The organism is Phreatobacter sp. GW821-FHT04C01 (genome assembly GCF_059420385.1).
On the sequence record NZ_JBWKTP010000007.1, the window covers coordinates 253874 to 271536 of the forward strand.

Here is a 17663-nt window from a genome sequence, read left to right on the forward strand (position 1 = left end):
GGCTGATTTCGTCAGTTGCCGGACCCCGAGGCGCCGGTCGTCTGGAGGGCTGCTGCCGTCTTGCGGTCGGGCCCGAACTCATCGGCGCCGTGGATCTGCAAAAGTTCCGCGAGCTTGCCGCGGGCGCGGTTGACCCGGCTTTTGACCGTGCCGACCGCCACGCCGCAGATCTCCGCGGTCTCCTCGTAGGACAGGCCGCTGGCGCCGACCATGATCAGCACTTCGCGCTGCTCTTCCGGCAAGGTCGCGAGCGCCTTGCGGAAATCGGCGAGATCCAGGTGGCTCTCCTGGTTGCCCTGGGTCGACAGGCGTTCGGTATAGGTGCCGTCGCTGTCCTGAATCTCGCGGCCGCGCTTGCGGTAGAGCGAGAAATAGGTGTTGCGCAGGATGGTGAACAGCCAGGCGCGCAGGCTCGTCCCGAGTTCGAATTTCTCGGCATTCGACCAGGCCTTCAGCAAGGTGTCCTGGACCAGGTCGTCGGCCAGTTGCATCGAGCCGGAGAGCGACGCCGCGAAGGCGCGCAGGTTCGGGATCTCCGCGACCAGGCCGTCCTTGAATGCGTCACCGCTCATCGGTGTCACCATTCGGCTGCGCCTGCTGCTCCTTCGCCTCCAGCTGCGCCAGGAGGACCAGGAAGCGATCGGGAATGGGGGCTTTCACGAGATCGTCGTAATGGGCCTTCAGGGACCGGCCGATGGCATCCTGGACGCGCCGATCAAGGACAGGTTCAGCGCCGAAGATCTCGGCATCCTGGGTCGGGTCGTCGTCTCTCGGGTTTGCCATGCTCGTCCTCTTTCATCGCTTTGCGCGACCTGATCCGCTGCTGCCGATGGCGCGCCGAAGCGTCGTTCGCGGCAGGGCGCAGATACACAAATCCGGTCATGGAACCTATGCGGCCGACGAAAGTTCCATGTCCGGGCAAAAATAAAACACTTGCCAAGCGAGGGTGGCAAATGGTCGCCTTCGGACCATCAAGGAGAACTCTACGATGTCGATCGCGAAGGAAATAGCGCAACATCTTCCGTATCTTAGGCGCTTCGCTCGCGCCCTGTGCGGAACCCAGGCGAGCGGCGACGCCTATGTCGTGGCGACGCTGGAGGCGCTGGTCGCGGATCCCACCGTCTACGAGCGCAATCTCGGCGAGCGCATCGCCCTCTACCGGATCTTCCTCAAACTCTGGTCCTCGGTCGGCATCAATGTCGAGGCCTCGGGTGACCGGTCGTTCGCCGAGCGTAATCTCGACGCGCTGACGCCGCGCTCGCGCCAGGCGTTCCTGCTGCGCACGGTCGAAGGCTTCTCGCTGCCCGAGGTCGCGACCATCATGGCCCAGCCGGTGGTCGATACGGCCGACCTGCTCGACCGCGCCGGCCGGGAGATCGCCGAGCAGATGGCCACCGACGTCCTGATCATCGAGGACGAACCGATCATCGCGCTGGATATCGAGACGATGGTGCAGGAACTCGGCCATCACGTCACCGGCATTGCGCGCACCCACAAGGAGGCGGTGGCGCTGGTCGCGGCCAAGCGGCCGGGCCTGGTGCTGGCCGATATCCAGCTGGCCGACGGCAGCTCCGGTCTCGACGCGGTCAACGAGATCCTGCGGTCGATCTCGGTGCCGGTCATCTTCATCACCGCCTATCCCGAGCGCCTGCTCACCGGCGACCGTCCGGAACCGGCCTTCCTGATCACCAAGCCGTTCCAGCAGGATGCCGTGAAGGCGGCGATCAGCCAGGCCCTGTTCTTCGATCGGCGGGCCGGCAAGGCGGCGGCCTGATCGCGCCCGCATTCGGAAAAGAGAAGGCCGCTGCGGATCGACCGCAGCGGCCTTTTTGCAGTCAACGCCTCGTCGTCTCCGATTCCTGGGCACGCGTTCGCGGCGCGGGCATCGTCATCCTCGTCCGCGGACGAGGCCCATGACAGCGGAAATCGCGAAGGCGATCAACGCCACGACGAAAACGATCTGCGCCGCCGACATGGCGGTTCCCGCAACGCCGCCGAAACCGAGGGCAGCGGCGACGAGGGCGACGATCAGGAACATGATGGCCCAGCCGAACATGACGTTTCTCCTGTGCTGGCTATGAATACCCAAGGGAAACGCCACCTGCCGCCTTTGGTTCCTCCCTGTGGAGCGTCCTTGCGCCGGACGCCTGGCAAGGCCTTGCCACCGGCCGCGGCCGGTCATCCGGATCGTGCGCCGGCGCGATAACCGGCGATCGGGCGGTTGTCAGTGGCCCAGGCGGCGGCCGAAGCCGCTCAGAAAGCCCATGACGGTCGCGACGATGCAAATGATGATGGACACGAAAAAAATGCCAGTGATCACCGCCATGGTCCTGTCTCCCGCGGCGCTCTTGGAACCCATTCATTGGGAGGAACGCCGCATTCAACCCAGTCTTCGTCACGCGCGGGGCCGAAGGAACCGCTTGCTCAGGCGCACGTTACAACCAATGTCGGTCCGTTCCAGACAGCCACCCAGGCCGGTCCGGCATCGAGACCAGAAGGCCCTGCCGCTGATCCCGTGAACGGCATCGATCGTATCAGATAACGCGACGCTAATCTATTTGCGCTAGAATTCATGGGATTCGCATCAGCATTCGTGCATGAGCAAGGGGCGGGATCTTGGCGGCCACCAGAGTTCTCATCGTCGAGGACGATCCATTCATTGCGATGGATCTGGAAACGACGATCAATGACCGGCTCGCCGGCAAGGCTGAACTCATCGTGGTCGGCTCCTTGGAGGAGGCGGGAAGGGCGGTCCAGGCGCCAGTGTCCTTCGCGCTGCTCGATGTCGACGTCATCGGCGGCAAGACCTTCGCGCTCGCCGAACGCCTGACCAGGGACGGTACGCCCTTCGCCTTCGTCTCGGGCTCGGTTCCGGCCGATCTGCCGGTGCCGCTGCGCACGGCGCCGTTCATCCGCAAGCCGTTCTCGCCGCCGGAGATCCTGCGCCTGGTCGAAAGCGCCCTGGGACCTGTATAGCCGGCTGCTGTTGCCGCACGGCGATCGAGACCGCTTCGGCTCGCCGTCTCGCCCCCCACGCGGGCATGCCGCGGCCTAGATATCCGCGGGCGGGGTGTCCTTCTTCGGGAAGACCAGAGTGACCTGGGTTCCAGGACGCGGCGTGCCGGGCGCGACCGGGGCGACGGCCATGGTTGCCCGCATGCTGCGCAGGAGGCTGCTGATGATGGTCTGGCCGAGGCCGTCGGAAGGGGTCTCGCCGGCCATGCCGATGCCGTCGTCCGCGACGCGCAGAAGCACGGCGTTGGCGTCGTCGGTCGCGGGATGGACGCCGACCGTGATGGTGCCCTCCATGCCATCCGGAAAAGCGTGCTTGATCGCGTTGGTGACGAGCTCGTTGACCAGCACCACATAGGAAACCGCGTCGCGGCCGGGCAGCCGGATGTTCTCCATGGCGAGCCGCAGGGTGACCGGCCGGCCTTCCGCCGCCTTGCCGATCTCGGTCAGCAGGTCTTCGAAATAGGGGCGGGCATCGATCTCGTCGGCCTCGATGTCGATGCGCAGCCGTCGCTGGCCGGCGGCGATCGCCTGAATGCGCGACTGGGCCTCGGCCAGCGCCGCCTTGACCTCCGGCTCGCGCGCTTGGCGGCCCTGGACGTTGAGCAGGGCCGAGACCATGGCCAGATTGTTGCCGACCCGGTGATTGACGTCTTTCAGCAGCGCTTCGACCCTGAGTTTCTCGCTCTCGAGCTGCCGTGTGCGCTCGGCGACGCGCTGGTCGAGCTGGCTGTTGGTCTTGGCCAGGTTGATGTTGCGGCGGTTGCCGACATAGAGCTGCCGCCAGGCCGCGAAGGCCAGGAAAGCCAGTGCCAGCCCGATGCCGAGCGTGCTGAGCCAGCGGCGCTGGCTCTCGGCGGCGTTGCGTTCGGCCAGCAGCCGCGTTTCCTCCGCCTGGAATTCGGCGACGGTCATGCGCAGCTCGTCCATTAGGCCCTTGCCGACTCCCTGGCTGACCTGGTCGAGAGCCCTCGCCATGTCGCCGGCCCGGTAGGCCAGGATCGCTTCGTCGAGAGCGGCGATCTTGGCTCTCGCCAGATTGCGCAGCCGCGCGACGCGAACGCTCTGCGCGGGATTGTCGGTGACCAAGGCGGCCAGTCCGGCGATTTCGGCCTCGATCGCCCGCTTGCCGCTGTCATAGGGTTGGAGAAAATCTTGGCGGCCGGTGAGCAGGAAGCCACGCTGGCCGGTTTCGGCATCGCGCAACTGGCCGAGCAGGCGCTCGGCATGTTCACGGGCCTGGAGCGAATGGACGACCAGGCGCACCGCCTGGAGCGCCTGGAGGTTGATCCAGGCCACCATGAGGATGGTCACCGCGACCGCGGCCAGAGCCAGGATGCCGCTGATCCAGGCGGCCGAAGACCTCGCGCGTTGAGTTGGCCATGCAGTGGTCATCGCGGCGAATGTCTTTATCGAACCTGCCATCGGATCGGGTTAGGCTAAAGCGGCTCCTTGGCCTATGTCAAAAGACATCGGGGCGCCCCATGCCGCTGCGGCAAAGTGCGCCCGCGGGCCGGGCTCGGCCCGCGATCTCGTCGGCTCAACGGCCCAGATGACGCCCGAGCGCAGCTCCCAGCAGAACGATGCCGCCCAGGGTCGCGACCTTGAGGCCGGTCTTGGAGGTCAGCGCGCTCGCGGCCAGCGGCGCCGCGACGAGGGCGGTCGCGGCCATCGGGCTCGATTTGCGCGGGCGCGACTGGATGAAGGCGGCGATCGCAAAGACCAGCAGCGCGACGACGAGCAGGCCGGCGGCGATGACCATGCTCGCGACGACGGCGTCGTAGCGCGTCGCGAGCATGGTGTGCAGCCCGGCCAGGGCGAAGCCGCCGGAGACGATGCCGATCAGGATGGCAACCCCGTAGAGACCATGGACGATCAGGCTTTTCCTGACGGATTGGCCGGCCTCCGCCAAGGCCAGGGCCCCGAGCAGCTTCAACATGTCAGCGCGCCGTCATGAAGCCGACGACCAGGCCGATGGCCGCGGCGATGCCGAGGGCCCGCAGGGGCCGGGCCTGCAGCTCATCCGAGACCAGGCGCTGCAACTCGCTCGCCTGGCCCTTGGCGGCCTTGACCATCACATCGGTGTCGACGCCGGCGGCCTTCAGCTTCTGGTTGACGTTCGAGGCGATCTCCTCGGCATTGCGCATGACGGTGTCCTGCAATTCGGAAGCCTCCTCGCGGGCCTTGCCGGCGGCCTCCGAGATGCGATCGGCGGTATCCTCGGCCGCGGTGGTCACTGCGGACAATCGTTTTCCTGTCGGGGCGGTCGCCATCGGGCTCTCCTGGGCATGGGGTGGTGGGGATTGCGCCGGACCCAACTCTGGGTCGCGCCGCTTCGATCGGAGGATGAACGCCGGCGCCGCCGATCGGTTCCCGGCGATCGGCGTCACTCGGCGGCATCCGCCGGCTCGCAGCGCTCCCGCGCGCGGTATTCGGCGAAGGTCTCGTAGCCGACCATGGCGATGAGCAGGATCGGCGTCGACAGGACGGCGCCGACCGGGCCCCACAGCCACAGCCAGAAAATGAAGGAAATGAACACGAGGAAGGGCGATACCGTCAGCTTGGTTCCGACGATGGCCGGCGTCAGCACGTTGTTTTCGATGAGATGCAGGCCGTAGAACGCGGCGGCCGGCCAGAGCGCGCCGACCGTGGTCGTGGTGGTGAGCAGGCCGGCGGCGAACAGCAGAGCCGCGACCATGATCGGGCCGACAAAGGCCAGATAGTTCAACAGGAAGGCCAGCGCTCCCCAGAAGATCGGAAAGGGCAGGCCGGCGATCCACGCGATGACCATCGTGGCGGCGCCCAGCGCCAGATTGACGAGCGTGACGATGCCGAGATAGGCGGCGACCCGCTCCTCGATCTCCTCGAAGAAGCCGCCTGCCGATTTGCGCGCCTCGCGGCCGAGACAGAGGCGCAGGATCCGCGCCTTCAGCACACGGCGGGTCGCCAGGTAGAAATAGGTGGTGGCGATGAAGATGAGCACGCCGCCGGCAGCCGCCGACGACGACATCGCGAAATGCATCAGGGGACTGTTGTCGGCGACGCTGACCTGCAGGCCGGACGAGGTCGAGAAGCTCTCGAATGCGCCTTCGATCTGCTTGATGACCGCGAACACGCCGGCGAGCTTGGTCCTCAGCGCGGTCATCATGGCCGGCAGCTGGTCGCTCCACGCGGCGATCGGCACCGCCAGCAGCGACAGCGCGGCGAGCGTGACGCCGATGCTGGCGAGCACGACGATGGCCGCCGCCAGATGTTGCGGCACGCCGCGCCGTACCAGCCGGTCGACGACCGGGCCGAGAACCAGGCCCAGAATCACGCCGGCGGTCACCGGCAGCGCGATGACCCGGGTGATGTTGAGGGCTGTGGTCGCCAGGATGACGAAGATGCCGACGACCGCGTAGCGCAGCACCGGATCGTGCTCGACGATCGCCGCATCGTCAGGCCGGTCGTCGCCCGGGTCATCCAGTGTCGCATCGCGGCGCGCAAGTGAGTTCAACAAATTGTCCCACACCATATCTTGGCCTTCGCCGGGTTCCGCCATCGACCGGGCGCCCGATCAACGCCTCGCCTCGGCGGATTGTTCCGGGCCGGATCGGTGGCGCCGGGCGGTCATGATGCCGGCCGTTTGCCGGCTGAAGGCAGCGCCGGGCGCAGCGGCCGGAGGCGGGCGCGATGGGCGCGATGGCCGGTGCCGGCAGGGCCGATGCCGGATCTGCCGCGGCGAGAGCCAAGATCTGGCGCGAAATCCCCTGCGATCGGCACAGGAATGGCCGATATGTGCCGCAACGCACTCGACCATGGCATGGATGATCATATAGTTTGAGGCAAGGCCGGATCATTGATGGCCGATGAATTCGCAAGATCTGGCCAAGGATGTGACCCTGCCGACCCGCCCTGTTCTCATTGCCCTGCTCTGGACGCTGCTGAGCGCTGGTTCAACGCAAGCCCAATGGCTGGTGCAGGACATCGCGGCCAAGCCTGGCAGCGGTGCTGTTCTTGACCTGACCTATCGGAGTTCGGGCGAGAAATTTACCGTCGTCTGCAGTGAGACCGGCGTCTTCGTTTCCTATTCTGCCGGCTTTCGGGTCGACCGGCCGCGGGACCGGCCGATTGCCGGCATCTATCAGATCGATGACGGCCCATCGAAGCCGATCAGTTGGACGACGCCGGGCCGCACGGCCTATGTCAGCGCGCACTACGCCGAGGTGTTCCTGCGCGACATTGCCGGCGCCGGCCGCTTGTTCATCAAATTCGCCGGGGTCGAGCAGACCTTCGACCTGACGCCGCTTCAGCCCTATGCCGAAGCGATCCGGCGGCGCTGCCGGATGCCGTAGCGTGGCGGACGAAGCGCCCGCGCATCACTCCATCAGGATCCGCACGACCTCTTCTTCGCCTTCGAAGCGAAGCACCTCGGTCGACGTCGGGGCAGGGGCCTCGGTGAGACCGGCGGCGAAGGCCTTGACCACGGCGCGGCCGACAGCGGCGCGGGCGGCCTCGTCTTCGCAGAACAGTCCCAGTTCCTCGCAGGTCTGGTCGAATTTGATCCGCATCCGCTTGATGTCCTCCGGAGAATAGAGGCAGCGCGGGGCCGGGTCGTGGATGTGCTCGCGCATGGCATGAACCTCCGTCGAAACGGCGCCGGAGCGCTCGGGACGATGTGGCCGCGACGATGTGGCCGCCTGGACCATTGCGGTTCGACAACCAGTCAGGTCGAACTTTGTTCCGCCGCCGGCCGGATGCGGGCGCATGCCGGCCATTCCGAAGCGGAACTGCACGCCGCCGACGATGTTGGATAGTCATGGTCGGGCGGCGTACGCGCCGCTGACGCGACCATTCGCAGCCGGCCGGCCGGAGCCCGTCATGGACGCCATACCTCAGGACATACGCGACAAGATCATTGCCGCGATCGCGGCCTTGAACCAGGTGGCCGAGGCCCTGGCGGAACGCGGCCTCCAGCTCGATATCGACAGCGCCGAAGTGACGCGCGCCGGCAGTCCGGGCCACCAGAACATGTTCCGCGCCAGGATTTCGGCGCCCTCCATCCTGGTCCCTTAGGGGGCTCGCCGACCACCGGCCGCGGGTGCATGATCCCTCAGGCGACCACCGTCGCGATGAGGGAGGGCGTGATGGCGGACGACACCGGCACGATGGCGGACCTGCGCGAGGACGCGGCAGGCTACGCCACCCACGAGGTGTTCAACCAGGCCGGCGCCTTGGCCGACTACAATGCCTTTGCCGCGGACCGGGCACTGGTCGAGGCGGCGGACGTGTTCGGCGCCGGCTGGGCGCGCGAGCACATCGGGCGAACCGGCGCCATCGTCGGCAGCGACAAGCTCCAGGGCCTGGCACGGCAGGCCAACCGGCATCTTCCGGAGTTGAGGACCCACGATCGCTTCGGCAATCGCATCGACGTGGTCGAGTTCCACCCGGCCTATCACGAGCTGATGGGCCTGATCTACGGCACCGAGACTCATAGTTTCGCCTGGACCAACAAGCGGCCCGGCGCGCACGTGGCGCGGGCGATCCTCAGCTATCTCTGGAACCAGGGCGAAAACGGCATCTGCTGTCCGATGGGCATGACTTTCGCGTCGATTCCGCCCTTGCGGCACGAGGCGACGCTGTTCGACCGCTGGGCGCCGCAAATCCTCCGATCCGACTATGATCCGCGCCCGATCCATGCCGCGGCGAAACGCGGCGTGACCGTCGGCATGGCGATGACCGAGAAGCAGGGTGGCTCGGACGCCCGTGCCACCATCACCACCGCTCGGCCGGCGACCGGCCGGCAGGGTTCCGGTGCGCCCTATCTGATCACCGGCCACAAATGGTTCTTCTCCGCGCCGATGAGCGACATTTTTCTGACGCTGGCGCGCACGGAGAAGGGGCTTTCCTGCTTTCTGGCCGAAGGCTGGCTGCCGGACGGCACACGCAACCGCCTGAAACTGCAGCGCCTGAAGGACAAGTGCGGCAACAAGTCGAATGCGTCCTCCGAGGTCGAATTCCACGGGCTTCATGCGACCATGCTGGGCGAGGAGGGCAAAGGCATCCGCACCATCATCGAGATGGCCCATGTCACCCGGCTCGATTTCGCGGTCGGCTCGTCCGGCCTGATGCGCCAGGCCCTGTCGCAGGCGATCCACCATACGACCCGTCGCCGGGCCTTCCAGAAATCGCTGGTCGACCTGCCGATCATGCGCAATGTCGTCGCCGATCTCGCGGTCGAGAGCGAGGCGCTGATGTGGCTGTCCATGCGGCTCGCCCAGGCGCTCGACCGGTCCGGCGACGACCGTGCCGAGGAATTGCTGTCGCGGATCTGCACCCCCGTCGCCAAATACTGGGCCTGCAAGCGCGCCCCGCAATTCGTCGTCGAGGCCCTGGAATGCCATGGCGGCAACGGCTTCATCGCCGACCATCTCATGGAGCGGCTCTACCGCGAGGCGCCGCTGAACGGCATTTGGGAGGGCACCGGCAACGTCATTTGCCTCGACGTGCTGCGCGCGATGCAGCGCGAGCCGGACACGGTGACGGTGTTCCTCGATGAGGTCCGCAAGGCACGGGGCGCCAACCGGCGCCTCGATGCCTTCACCGACGAGATCGAACGCCGTCTCGGCCATGTCAGGGATTTCGAGGGCGCCGCGCGCCGGGTCGTCGAGATGATGGCCTTCGCACTGCAGGCGAGCCTGCTGTTGCGCTTCTCCACGCCGGCAATGGCCGACGCCTTCTGCGCCACCCGCCTCGACGGCGACTGGGGCCAGGCCTTCGGAACCATGCCCCAGGGCCTCGACATGCAGGGGATCATCGACCGGGCGCGGGTCGCGGCGGAGTGAGCGGTCGGCATCGCGGGAGAGGCGATCCGGCCGAGGGCACGCCGTCCCGGTCTCGTTCCGGCGCCTTCTCACGGGAGATTGAAGCCGGTCTTCAATCGGAGTTGATCGCATGACGGGCCGCCGGCAGCAGCCTGAACCGGTTCGTCAGGCGGTGTTCACATTGCCGGAGTCCAAATAGCGGCCGGATCCAGGACCTGTCCGTCTCGCCTCCTGGGCTCGATTACGGCTTGCATGACACCGAGGCCGATCATGCCGCGACGTCCGGTTTCCACGCTCCTGGTCCTCGCTCTCGCGGTTCTCGCGTTCGCGCCGGGGCGCCTGAACGCGGCCGAGCCGGTGCGTCTCGCGCCCTCCGCTCACGATCTGGCTCTGATCAACGCGCTGACCTGGGGCGCCAATCCCTCGACCATGGCACGCTTCCAGGCCGTCGGCGTCGAGCGCTGGCTTGCCGAGCAATTGCATCCGCCCGCCGAGCCGGCGATGCCGGCCGCCGCCCAGGCGGCGGTCGACGCGGCGACGCCATTCGGCCGGTCGTTGTTCGACACCGTGACGGCCTTTGACCAGCAGGGGCGCGAGGCCAATCAGATCGGCGACCCCGAGCAGAAGAAGACCGCGCAACAGGCTTTCCAGCAGGCGCTCAACGCCGAGGCGAGAGCCGCGGCGACGGCCGCGATCCTGCGCGCCCTCTACGCGCCGGACCAGTTGCGCGAGCGCATGGCCTGGTTCTGGTTCAACCATTTCAACATCCACCAGTACAAGGCGAACATCCGCGCCATGCTCGGCGACTATGAGGCGCGGGCGATCCGGCCTTATGCGCTCGGCCGGTTCCGCGACCTGCTGGCGGCGACGCTGAGCCACCCGGCCATGCTGCGTTATCTCGACAATGCCGACAATGCCGCCGGCCATATCAACGAGAACTATGCCCGCGAGATCATGGAGCTGCACACGCTGGGCGTCGGCTCCGGCTACACCCAGCACGACGTCGAGGAGCTGGCGCGCATCCTGACCGGCGTCGGCATCGACGCGCGGCCGGAAAATCCGCGGCTCAGGCCGGAGCTCCAGGCCCAGCTCGTCCGCAACGGGCTGTTCGAATTCAACCCGGCCCGCCACGATTATGGCGACAAGGTCTTTCTTGGCCGGCCCATCAAGGGACGCGGCTTCGCCGAGGTCGAGGAGGCGCTCGACATGCTGGTGCGCCAGCCGGCGACAGCCACCCATGTCGCGCGGCAGATCGCCACCTATTTCGTCGCGGATACGCCGCCGGAGGCCCTGGTCCGGCGCATGGCCGACGCCTTCCGGCAGAGCGACGGCGATATCGCCGCGACGCTCGGCGCCATGATCCGCGCGCCGGAATTCAGCACCGCCATCGATACCGCGCCGAAATTCAAGGACCCGGTCCGGTTCGTGTTCTCGGCCGTGCGGCTCGCTTATGACGACCGGGTCATCCTCAACACCATGCCGGTGCAGAACTGGCTCAATCGCCTGAGCCAGGGCCTCTACAATCATGCGACGCCGGACGGCTATTCGCTGGTCTCGCCGGCCTGGAACGGCCCGGGTCAAATGATGGTCCGCTTCGAGATCGCCCGGCAGATCGGCTCTGGCGCGGCCGGCCTGTTCAAGCCGGAAGGGCCGAACGCGACCGAGGAACCGGCTTTTCCGCTGCTCCAGAACGCCCTCTTCTTCAATGGCTTGCGCCATGGCCTGAGCGGGCCGACCACGGCCGCGCTGGCCAAGGCGATTTCGCCGCAGGACTGGAACACGCTGTTCCTGTCCTCGCCCGAATTCATGCACTGAACGGACGGGAGGATGCCATCATGGATCGTCGCGATGTCCTCAAAGCCATGGCCGGAGCCTTGCCGCTGACGCTGGCGGGGCGGGTCTGGGCGGCGCCCGCGACCAATGCGCGCCTGCTGGTCGTGTTCCTGCGCGGCGCCTATGACGCCGCCAATGTCGTCATTCCCGTCGCCTCGGATTTCTACTACGCCTCGCGGCCGACGCTCGCCATTGCCCGGCCCGATCCGGCGGTCGCCGGCACGGCTGCGCCACTCGACGCCGACTGGGGCCTGCACCCGGCGCTGCGCGAGACCATCCTGCCGCTCTTCGCCAAGGGGCAGGCGGCCTTCGTACCCTTCGCCGGCACCGATGACCTCACCCGCAGCCATTTCGAGACCCAGGACACGATCGAGCTCGGCCAGAACATCGGCGGCTCGCGCGACTACCGCTCGGGTTTCATGGCCCGGCTCGCCAAGGAGCTGACGCGGGTCCGGCCGATCGCCTTCACCGACCAGATGCCGCTGACCTTCCAGGGCGGCGACCCGGTGCCGAACATCGCCATCAACGCGGTCGGCCGGCCGGGCATCGACGACCGCCAGGCCGCGCTGATCGCCGCCATGTATGAGGCGAACCCGCTGGGCGCCTCCGTGCGCGAGGGTTTTCGCGTGCGCGACCAGGTGTTCCGCACGATTTCCGAACACATGATGGAGGCGAGCCGCGGCGCCGTGTCGCCCAGGGGCTTCGAGCTCTCGGCCCGGCGCATCGGCCGGCTGATGCGCGACCAGTTCAATCTCGGCTTCGTCGATGTCGGCGGCTGGGACACCCATGTCAACCAGGGCGGCGCCACCGGCTATCTGGCGGACCGGCTGAGCGAACTCGGCCGCGCGCTGGCCGGTTTCGCCGAGGAGGTCGGTCCGGCCTGGAACGAATCCGTCGTGGTGGTCATCTCCGAATTCGGCCGCACCTTCCGCGAGAACGGCAACCGGGGCACCGACCACGGCCATGGCAGCGTCTACTGGGTGCTCGGTGGCGGCCTGAAGGGCGGCCGCATCGTCGGTGAGCAGGTCAAGGTCGACCAGGCGCAACTGTTCCAGAACCGCGACTATCCCGTGCTGACCGACTATCGCGCACTGCTCGGCGGCCTGTTTCAGCGCATGTACGGGCTCGACCAGAACGGCCTCGAAAGGGTCTTCGCCACCGTCCGTCCGCGGGATCTCGGGTTGCTATAGGCGAATGGCGAATAGCGAGTGGCGAATAGGGGATGATGCCGCGCCGGCAGCGCGTCGACCCTCGCTCACGCCTTCGTGGGAAGAGGGGTACAACACGGCTCTTACAGTGGCATTTCGTAAATAGTTCGAATGTGACAATATCGAAAGGACAATGAACTTTGCCGGCTCGGCAGCCCGAGTGAGGCGACAGGGTGGAGGCGTGGGGCCAACGATGAGCGAGCTTTCGCCGCGGCAGCAGGAGATCCTCGCGCTGGCGCGTGGCGCCGGCAAGGTCGGGGTGGAGGACCTGGCCAGGCGCTTCGACGTGACGCCGCAGACCGTGCGCAAGGACCTCAACGAGCTCTGCGAGCGGCGCGTGCTGCAGCGTGTCCATGGCGGCGCGGTGGTCGCCTCGGGGGTCGCCAACCTGTCCTACGATGCCCGCCGTTTCGCTGCCGCCGCCGCCAAGCGCGCCATTGGCAGCGCCGCCGCCGCTCTGGTGCCCAACGGCTCCTCGCTGTTCATCAATATCGGCACGACCACCGAGGAAGTGGCCAGGGCGCTGGCTTTTCGCGACGACCTCCTGGTCATCACCAACAATCTGAATGTCGCTAACGAGCTCTACCGCCACGCCGGCATCGAGGTGATCGTCACCGGCGGCCCGGTGCGCAAGGCTGACGGCGCGGTGGTCGGCGCGGCGGCCACCAATCTGATCCGCCAGTTCAAGGTCGACTACGCGGTGATCGGCGTCTCCGCCATCGACAGCGACGGCACGCTGCTCGATTTCGACTATCGCGAGGTGCTGGTCACCCAGGCGATCATCGAGAATGCCCGCCACGTGATCCTGGTGTCCGATCAGAGCAAGTTCAGCCGCAAGGCGCCGGTGCGCATCGGCCATATGAGCCAGATCGACAGTTTCGTCACCGACATGGTGCCGTCAGCCGAGGTCCGGCAAATGTGCGAGGAGGCGCAGGTCGCGCTGATCGAGGCCGATCCGGCCGGTGCCTTGATCCAGGCCGAGGTCGATTGAGGTTCGTGGTTCTTCGGATCTGTTTTCGCTTGCGTGCGTTTCGATCTTCGTTTTAGCCTTTGTCTGGTACAGGCCGCGTCAGACGGCCATACCGGAGGTTGCGCTTGCAGGGCCCATTCGATCTCCTGGTGATCGGCGGCGGCGTCAACGGCTGCGGCATCGCGCGCGATGCGGTCGGGCGAGGGCGGTCGGTTTGCCTCGTCGAGATGGACGATCTGGCCAGCGGCACCTCGTCGTCATCGACCAAGCTGATCCATGGTGGTCTGCGCTATCTCGAATATTACGAATTTCGCCTGGTGCGCGAGGCGCTCAGGGAGCGCGAGGTGCTGTGGGGCATCGCCCCCCATGTCGTCGGCCCGCTGCGCTTCGTGCTGCCCCACCATGCCGGCCTGCGTCCGTCCTGGCTGCTGCGCACCGGCCTGTTCCTCTATGACCATCTCGGCGGTCGCAAGCACCTGCCGGCGACCCGCACCCTGGACCTGACCGTCGATCCTGCCGGCCTGCCGCTGAAGCCCGGCCTGTTCACCAGGGCGTTCGAATATTCCGACTGCTGGGTCGACGATGCCCGGCTGGTGGCGCTGAATGCGCGCGACGCGGCCGATCGCGGCGCGGTCATCCGCACCCGGACCCGGGTGATCGGAGCCGAGAGGCTCGCCGAAGGCTGGCGGGTGACCGTCGAGGCCGCCGAGACCGGCCGGCGCGAGGTGATATCGGCGACCAAGCTGGTCAATGCCGCCGGTCCCTGGGTCGCCGAGGTGCTGTCGGAGCGGCTGGGGGTCGCGGCGCGCGCCAAGGTCCGGCTGGTCCAGGGCTCGCATATCGTCGTGCGCAAGCTGTTCACCGACGAGCGCTGCTACATTTTCCAGACCGCCGACGGGCGCGTGGTCTTCGCCATCCCCTATGAAGGCGATTTCACCCTGATCGGCACGACCGACCGCGACTATCACGGCGATCCCGCGGCGGTCGAGGCGACGCAGGACGAGGTCGACTATCTCTGCGAGGCGGCCAGCGTCTATTTCCGCTCGCCGGTCAAACCCTCCGACGTGATCTGGCGCTATTCCGGGGTCCGGCCGCTTTATGACGACGGCGCGAGCGAAGCGCGCGCGGCAACCCGCGACTATGTCTTCGAGCTGGACGAGGTGCTGGGCCTGCCGCCGCTACTGTCGATCTTCGGCGGCAAGATCACCACCTATCGCCGGCTCGCCGAGGATGCGCTCGCCAAACTCGGCATCGGCGCCGGCCCCCTGGGCGCGAATTGGACCGCGCATGCGGCCTTGCCCGGCGGCGATTTCCCGATCGGGGGACGCGCGGCGCTGGCCGCGCGGCTGCGGACCGACTATCCGTTCCTGACCGAGGCCCACGCCGCGCGCCTGGCCCGTTCCTATGGGACCCAGGCCCTGGCGATCCTCGGCAAGGCGCGCCGCCCGGACGACCTCGGCCGGGATTTCGGCGCCACCTTGAGCGAGGCCGAGCTGCGCCATCTGATCGACCGGGAATGGGCGGTCACCGCCGAGGACGTGGTCTGGCGCCGCTCGAAACTGGGGCTACGCATGAGCGCCACGGAGTTCGCGGCGCTGGAAGCCTTCATGGCCACCGCCGCCGGCGGTCTGGCCGAGAGCGAGACGGTCCAGCGGGGGGCGCCATGAGCCTCGTCCTGGACAATGTCTCGAAATCGGTCGCGGCCGAGAAACATCTCGATGGCGTGTCGCTGACGTTGAAACGCGGCAGCCTCAATGTGCTGCTCGGCGCGACGCTTGCCGGCAAGACCAGCTTGCTGCGCATCATGGCCGGGCTCGATCCGCCGACCGCCGGCCGGGTGCTGATGGACGGCGCCGACGTCACCGGCGTGCCGGTCCGCCGGCGCAACGTCGCCATGGTCTACCAGCAGTTCATCAATTACCCGACGCTCAGCGTGTTCGAGAACATCGCCTCGCCGCTCCGGGTGAAGGGCATCGCCGGCGCCGAGGTCGAAACCCGGGTGGCGGCGGCGGCGAAGCTGTTGCGGCTCGAGCCCTATCTGAAGCGCACGCCGCTGGAACTGTCGGGTGGCCAGCAGCAGCGCACCGCAATCGCCCGCGCGCTGATGAAGGGCGCCGATCTCGTCCTGATGGACGAGCCGCTCGCCAATCTCGACTACAAGCTGCGCGAGGAGCTGCGCGAGGAATTGCCGCGCATTTTCGAGGCATCCGGCGCCATCTTCGTTTATGCCACCACCGAGCCGGCGGAGGCGCTGATGCTCGGCGGTTCGACCGCGACCCTGCATCAGGGCCGGCTGACCCAGTTCGGGCCGACGGGGCAAGTCTACCGGCAGCCTCGGGACATCACCTCCGCGCGGGTCTTTTCCGACCCGCCATTGAACGTCATCGACGTGACCAAACAGGCCGGCGTGCTCGACTTCGGCGCTTTTGGAAAAACCGCCGCCGGGCGCTTCTCGAACGTAGCCGACGGCGCCTATGCCATGGGCTTCCGGGCCCACCAATTGTCGCTCGATCCGCTCGGCGACGTCGCGCTGGCCCTGCCGGCGACGGTCCGCGTTTCCGAGATCACGGGCTCGGAGAGCTTCGTCCATCTGGCCGCCGGCGCCCATCTCCTGGTGGCCCTGGCGCAAGGGGTGCGCAGCCTGGAGCCGGGCCAGGCGATCACCGTCTGGCTCGATCCGCAGCAGGCCTTCCTGTTCGACGCGCTGGGGCACCGGGCCGATGCGGGCTCCGGCGGGGAGGGCGCGCGATGACCGCGATCACGCTCGAGCGCATGGCCCATTCCTATTTGCGCGCGCCGGGGAGCGCCGACGGCGACTGGGCGCTGAAGGAGCTCGACTTCACCTTCCGCCACGGTGGCGCCTACGCGCTGCTCGGGCCCTCCGGCTGCGGCAAGACGACCCTTCTCAACATCATCTCCGGCCTCGTCGTGCCGACCCGGGGCCAGCTGAAATTCGACGACCGCGACGTCACCAAGGCGAGCACGGTCCAGCGCAACATCGCCCAGGTGTTCCAGTTCCCCGTGGTCTACGACACCATGACGGTGGGCGAGAACCTGGCTTTCCCGCTGAAGAACCGTGGCCTGGACCAAGCCGCGATCAAGCGGCGGGTCGGCGAGATCGCCGATCTCCTGGATCTCGGCCGCGATCTCGGCCGCAAGGCGCGCGGCCTGACCGCGGATGCCAAGCAGAAGATCTCGCTTGGCCGGGGCCTCGTCCGGTCCGACGTCGCGGCGATCCTGTTCGACGAGCCTTTGACCGTCATCGACCCGCATCTGAAATGGGAATTGCGCTCCAAGCTGAAGGTCATCCACCGCCAGCTCGACGTCACCATGATCTATGTCACCCACGACCAGACCGAGGCGCTCACCTTCGCCGATACGGTGGTGGTGATGTCGGACGGGCGCGTGCTGCAGGCGGGCGGCGCGGAAGAGCTGTTCGAGCGGCCGGCCCATAGTTTCGTCGGCAATTTCATCGGCTCGCCGGGCATGAATTTCGTGCCCTGTTCGGTTGCCGGCCGCAAGGCGCTGGTGGCGGGAACCGAGTTCGGTCTCGCCCATGGTTACGGGCCGTTGCAAGGCGGCGTCGAAATCGGCATCCGGCCGAACTATGCCCGGCTCGGGCCGGCCGGGGCGGGCATTCCGGCGCGGCTCCTGCGCATCGAGGATCTCGGCCGGATCCGGCTGGCCCGCGTCGAGGTCGCCGGCCGGGCGCTCGCGGTGACCGTGCCCGACGGCGCGGCCGTGCCGGGCGGCGAGGCGGTGTCGGTGCTGTTCGATCCGGCCCGCGTCAACATCTATGCCGACGGACGGCTCGTCACGCCCGAGCGGGAGGTCTGA

19 protein-coding genes are annotated in these 17663 nt (G+C 67.3%); 11 read left to right on the forward strand and 8 right to left on the reverse strand.

Annotated features, from left to right (window positions below; genetic code table 11):
• Nucleotides 1-11: 11 nt before the first annotated feature.
• Nucleotides 12-572: a sigma-70 family RNA polymerase sigma factor gene (locus AC07WJ_RS25210; protein ID WP_494937422.1), complete on the reverse strand. Its 561-nt coding sequence runs from the start codon at nt 570-572 to the stop codon at nt 12-14.
• The gene (locus tag AC07WJ_RS25215; RefSeq protein ID WP_494937423.1) at nt 562-783 is read right to left on the reverse strand and encodes a NepR family anti-sigma factor; all 222 of its coding nucleotides are present in this window, start codon (nt 781-783) and stop codon (nt 562-564) included. Before AC07WJ_RS25215 ends, AC07WJ_RS25210 begins: the two co-directional genes overlap by 11 nt.
• A 205-nt stretch (nt 784-988) precedes the next feature.
• On the opposite strand from AC07WJ_RS25215, the gene AC07WJ_RS25220 reads away from it, so the two are divergent.
• A complete protein-coding gene (locus AC07WJ_RS25220) occupies nt 989-1774 on the forward strand; it encodes a response regulator (RefSeq protein WP_494937424.1) in 786 nt (261 codons plus the stop codon).
• A gap of 114 nt (nt 1775-1888) precedes the next feature.
• Here AC07WJ_RS25220 and AC07WJ_RS25225 read toward each other — a convergent pair whose 3' ends face one another.
• Complete coding sequence (locus AC07WJ_RS25225) at nt 1889-2056, reverse strand: DUF1328 domain-containing protein (RefSeq protein ID WP_494937425.1); 168 nt, start codon at nt 2054-2056, stop codon at nt 1889-1891.
• Between the two features lie 560 nt (nt 2057-2616).
• On the opposite strand from AC07WJ_RS25225, the gene AC07WJ_RS25230 reads away from it, so the two are divergent.
• Nucleotides 2617-2976: a response regulator gene (locus tag AC07WJ_RS25230; protein WP_494937426.1), complete on the forward strand. Its 360-nt coding sequence runs from the start codon at nt 2617-2619 to the stop codon at nt 2974-2976.
• Between the two features lie 75 nt (nt 2977-3051).
• Here AC07WJ_RS25230 and AC07WJ_RS25235 read toward each other — a convergent pair whose 3' ends face one another.
• The 4 genes from AC07WJ_RS25235 to AC07WJ_RS25250 form a co-directional block, all read right to left on the reverse strand.
• Nucleotides 3052-4407: a sensor histidine kinase gene (locus AC07WJ_RS25235; RefSeq protein ID WP_494937427.1), complete on the reverse strand. Its 1356-nt coding sequence runs from the start codon at nt 4405-4407 to the stop codon at nt 3052-3054.
• Nucleotides 4408-4552: 145 nt separating this feature from the next.
• On the reverse strand, nt 4553-4951 hold the full coding sequence (locus AC07WJ_RS25240; RefSeq protein ID WP_494937428.1) for a hypothetical protein: 399 nt from the start codon (nt 4949-4951) through the stop codon (nt 4553-4555).
• 1 nt (nt 4952) lies between these two features.
• Nucleotides 4953-5258: a hypothetical protein gene (locus AC07WJ_RS25245; RefSeq protein WP_494937429.1), complete on the reverse strand. Its 306-nt coding sequence runs from the start codon at nt 5256-5258 to the stop codon at nt 4953-4955.
• Nucleotides 5259-5398: 140 nt separating this feature from the next.
• On the reverse strand, nt 5399-6508 hold the full coding sequence (locus tag AC07WJ_RS25250) for an AI-2E family transporter (protein ID WP_494937430.1): 1110 nt from the start codon (nt 6506-6508) through the stop codon (nt 5399-5401).
• A 352-nt stretch (nt 6509-6860) separates the two neighbouring features.
• Here AC07WJ_RS25250 and AC07WJ_RS25255 point away from each other — a divergent pair, with 352 nt between their 5' ends.
• Nucleotides 6861-7346, forward strand: a complete 486-nt coding sequence (locus tag AC07WJ_RS25255; protein ID WP_494937431.1) for a hypothetical protein — start codon at nt 6861-6863, stop codon at nt 7344-7346.
• A 24-nt stretch (nt 7347-7370) separates the two neighbouring features.
• Here the strand turns inward: AC07WJ_RS25255 and AC07WJ_RS25260 are convergent, their stop codons facing one another.
• Complete coding sequence (locus tag AC07WJ_RS25260; RefSeq protein WP_494937432.1) at nt 7371-7625, reverse strand: hypothetical protein; 255 nt, start codon at nt 7623-7625, stop codon at nt 7371-7373.
• A 247-nt stretch (nt 7626-7872) separates the two neighbouring features.
• On the opposite strand from AC07WJ_RS25260, the gene AC07WJ_RS25265 reads away from it, so the two are divergent.
• The 8 genes from AC07WJ_RS25265 to AC07WJ_RS25300 all read left to right on the forward strand — a co-directional run bounded on the left by AC07WJ_RS25265 (nt 7873) and on the right by AC07WJ_RS25300 (nt 17663).
• Entirely contained in the window at nt 7873-8067 is a 195-nt protein-coding gene (locus AC07WJ_RS25265) for a hypothetical protein (protein ID WP_494937433.1), read from the forward strand.
• Between the two features lie 71 nt (nt 8068-8138).
• Nucleotides 8139-9836: an acyl-CoA dehydrogenase family protein gene (locus tag AC07WJ_RS25270; RefSeq protein WP_494937434.1), complete on the forward strand. Its 1698-nt coding sequence runs from the start codon at nt 8139-8141 to the stop codon at nt 9834-9836.
• A 249-nt stretch (nt 9837-10085) separates the two neighbouring features.
• Nucleotides 10086-11630 (forward strand): DUF1800 domain-containing protein, encoded by a 1545-nt coding sequence (locus AC07WJ_RS25275; protein WP_494937435.1) that lies wholly within the window; start codon nt 10086-10088, stop codon nt 11628-11630.
• 20 nt (nt 11631-11650) lie between these two features.
• A complete protein-coding gene (locus AC07WJ_RS25280; protein ID WP_494937436.1) occupies nt 11651-12838 on the forward strand; it encodes a DUF1501 domain-containing protein in 1188 nt (395 codons plus the stop codon).
• A 211-nt stretch (nt 12839-13049) separates the two neighbouring features.
• Nucleotides 13050-13847 (forward strand): DeoR/GlpR family DNA-binding transcription regulator, encoded by a 798-nt coding sequence (locus AC07WJ_RS25285; RefSeq protein ID WP_494937437.1) that lies wholly within the window; start codon nt 13050-13052, stop codon nt 13845-13847.
• Between the two features lie 104 nt (nt 13848-13951).
• Complete coding sequence (glpD, locus tag AC07WJ_RS25290; protein ID WP_494937438.1) at nt 13952-15493, forward strand: glycerol-3-phosphate dehydrogenase; 1542 nt, start codon at nt 13952-13954, stop codon at nt 15491-15493.
• Nucleotides 15490-16578 carry an ABC transporter ATP-binding protein gene (locus tag AC07WJ_RS25295; protein ID WP_494937439.1) on the forward strand — a complete coding sequence of 363 codons (1089 nt, stop codon included), beginning with the start codon at nt 15490-15492 and terminating at the stop codon, nt 16576-16578. The genes glpD and AC07WJ_RS25295 overlap by 4 nt, the downstream gene beginning before the upstream one ends.
• Entirely contained in the window at nt 16575-17663 is a 1089-nt protein-coding gene (locus tag AC07WJ_RS25300) for an ABC transporter ATP-binding protein (RefSeq protein WP_494937440.1), read from the forward strand. The genes AC07WJ_RS25295 and AC07WJ_RS25300 overlap by 4 nt, the downstream gene beginning before the upstream one ends.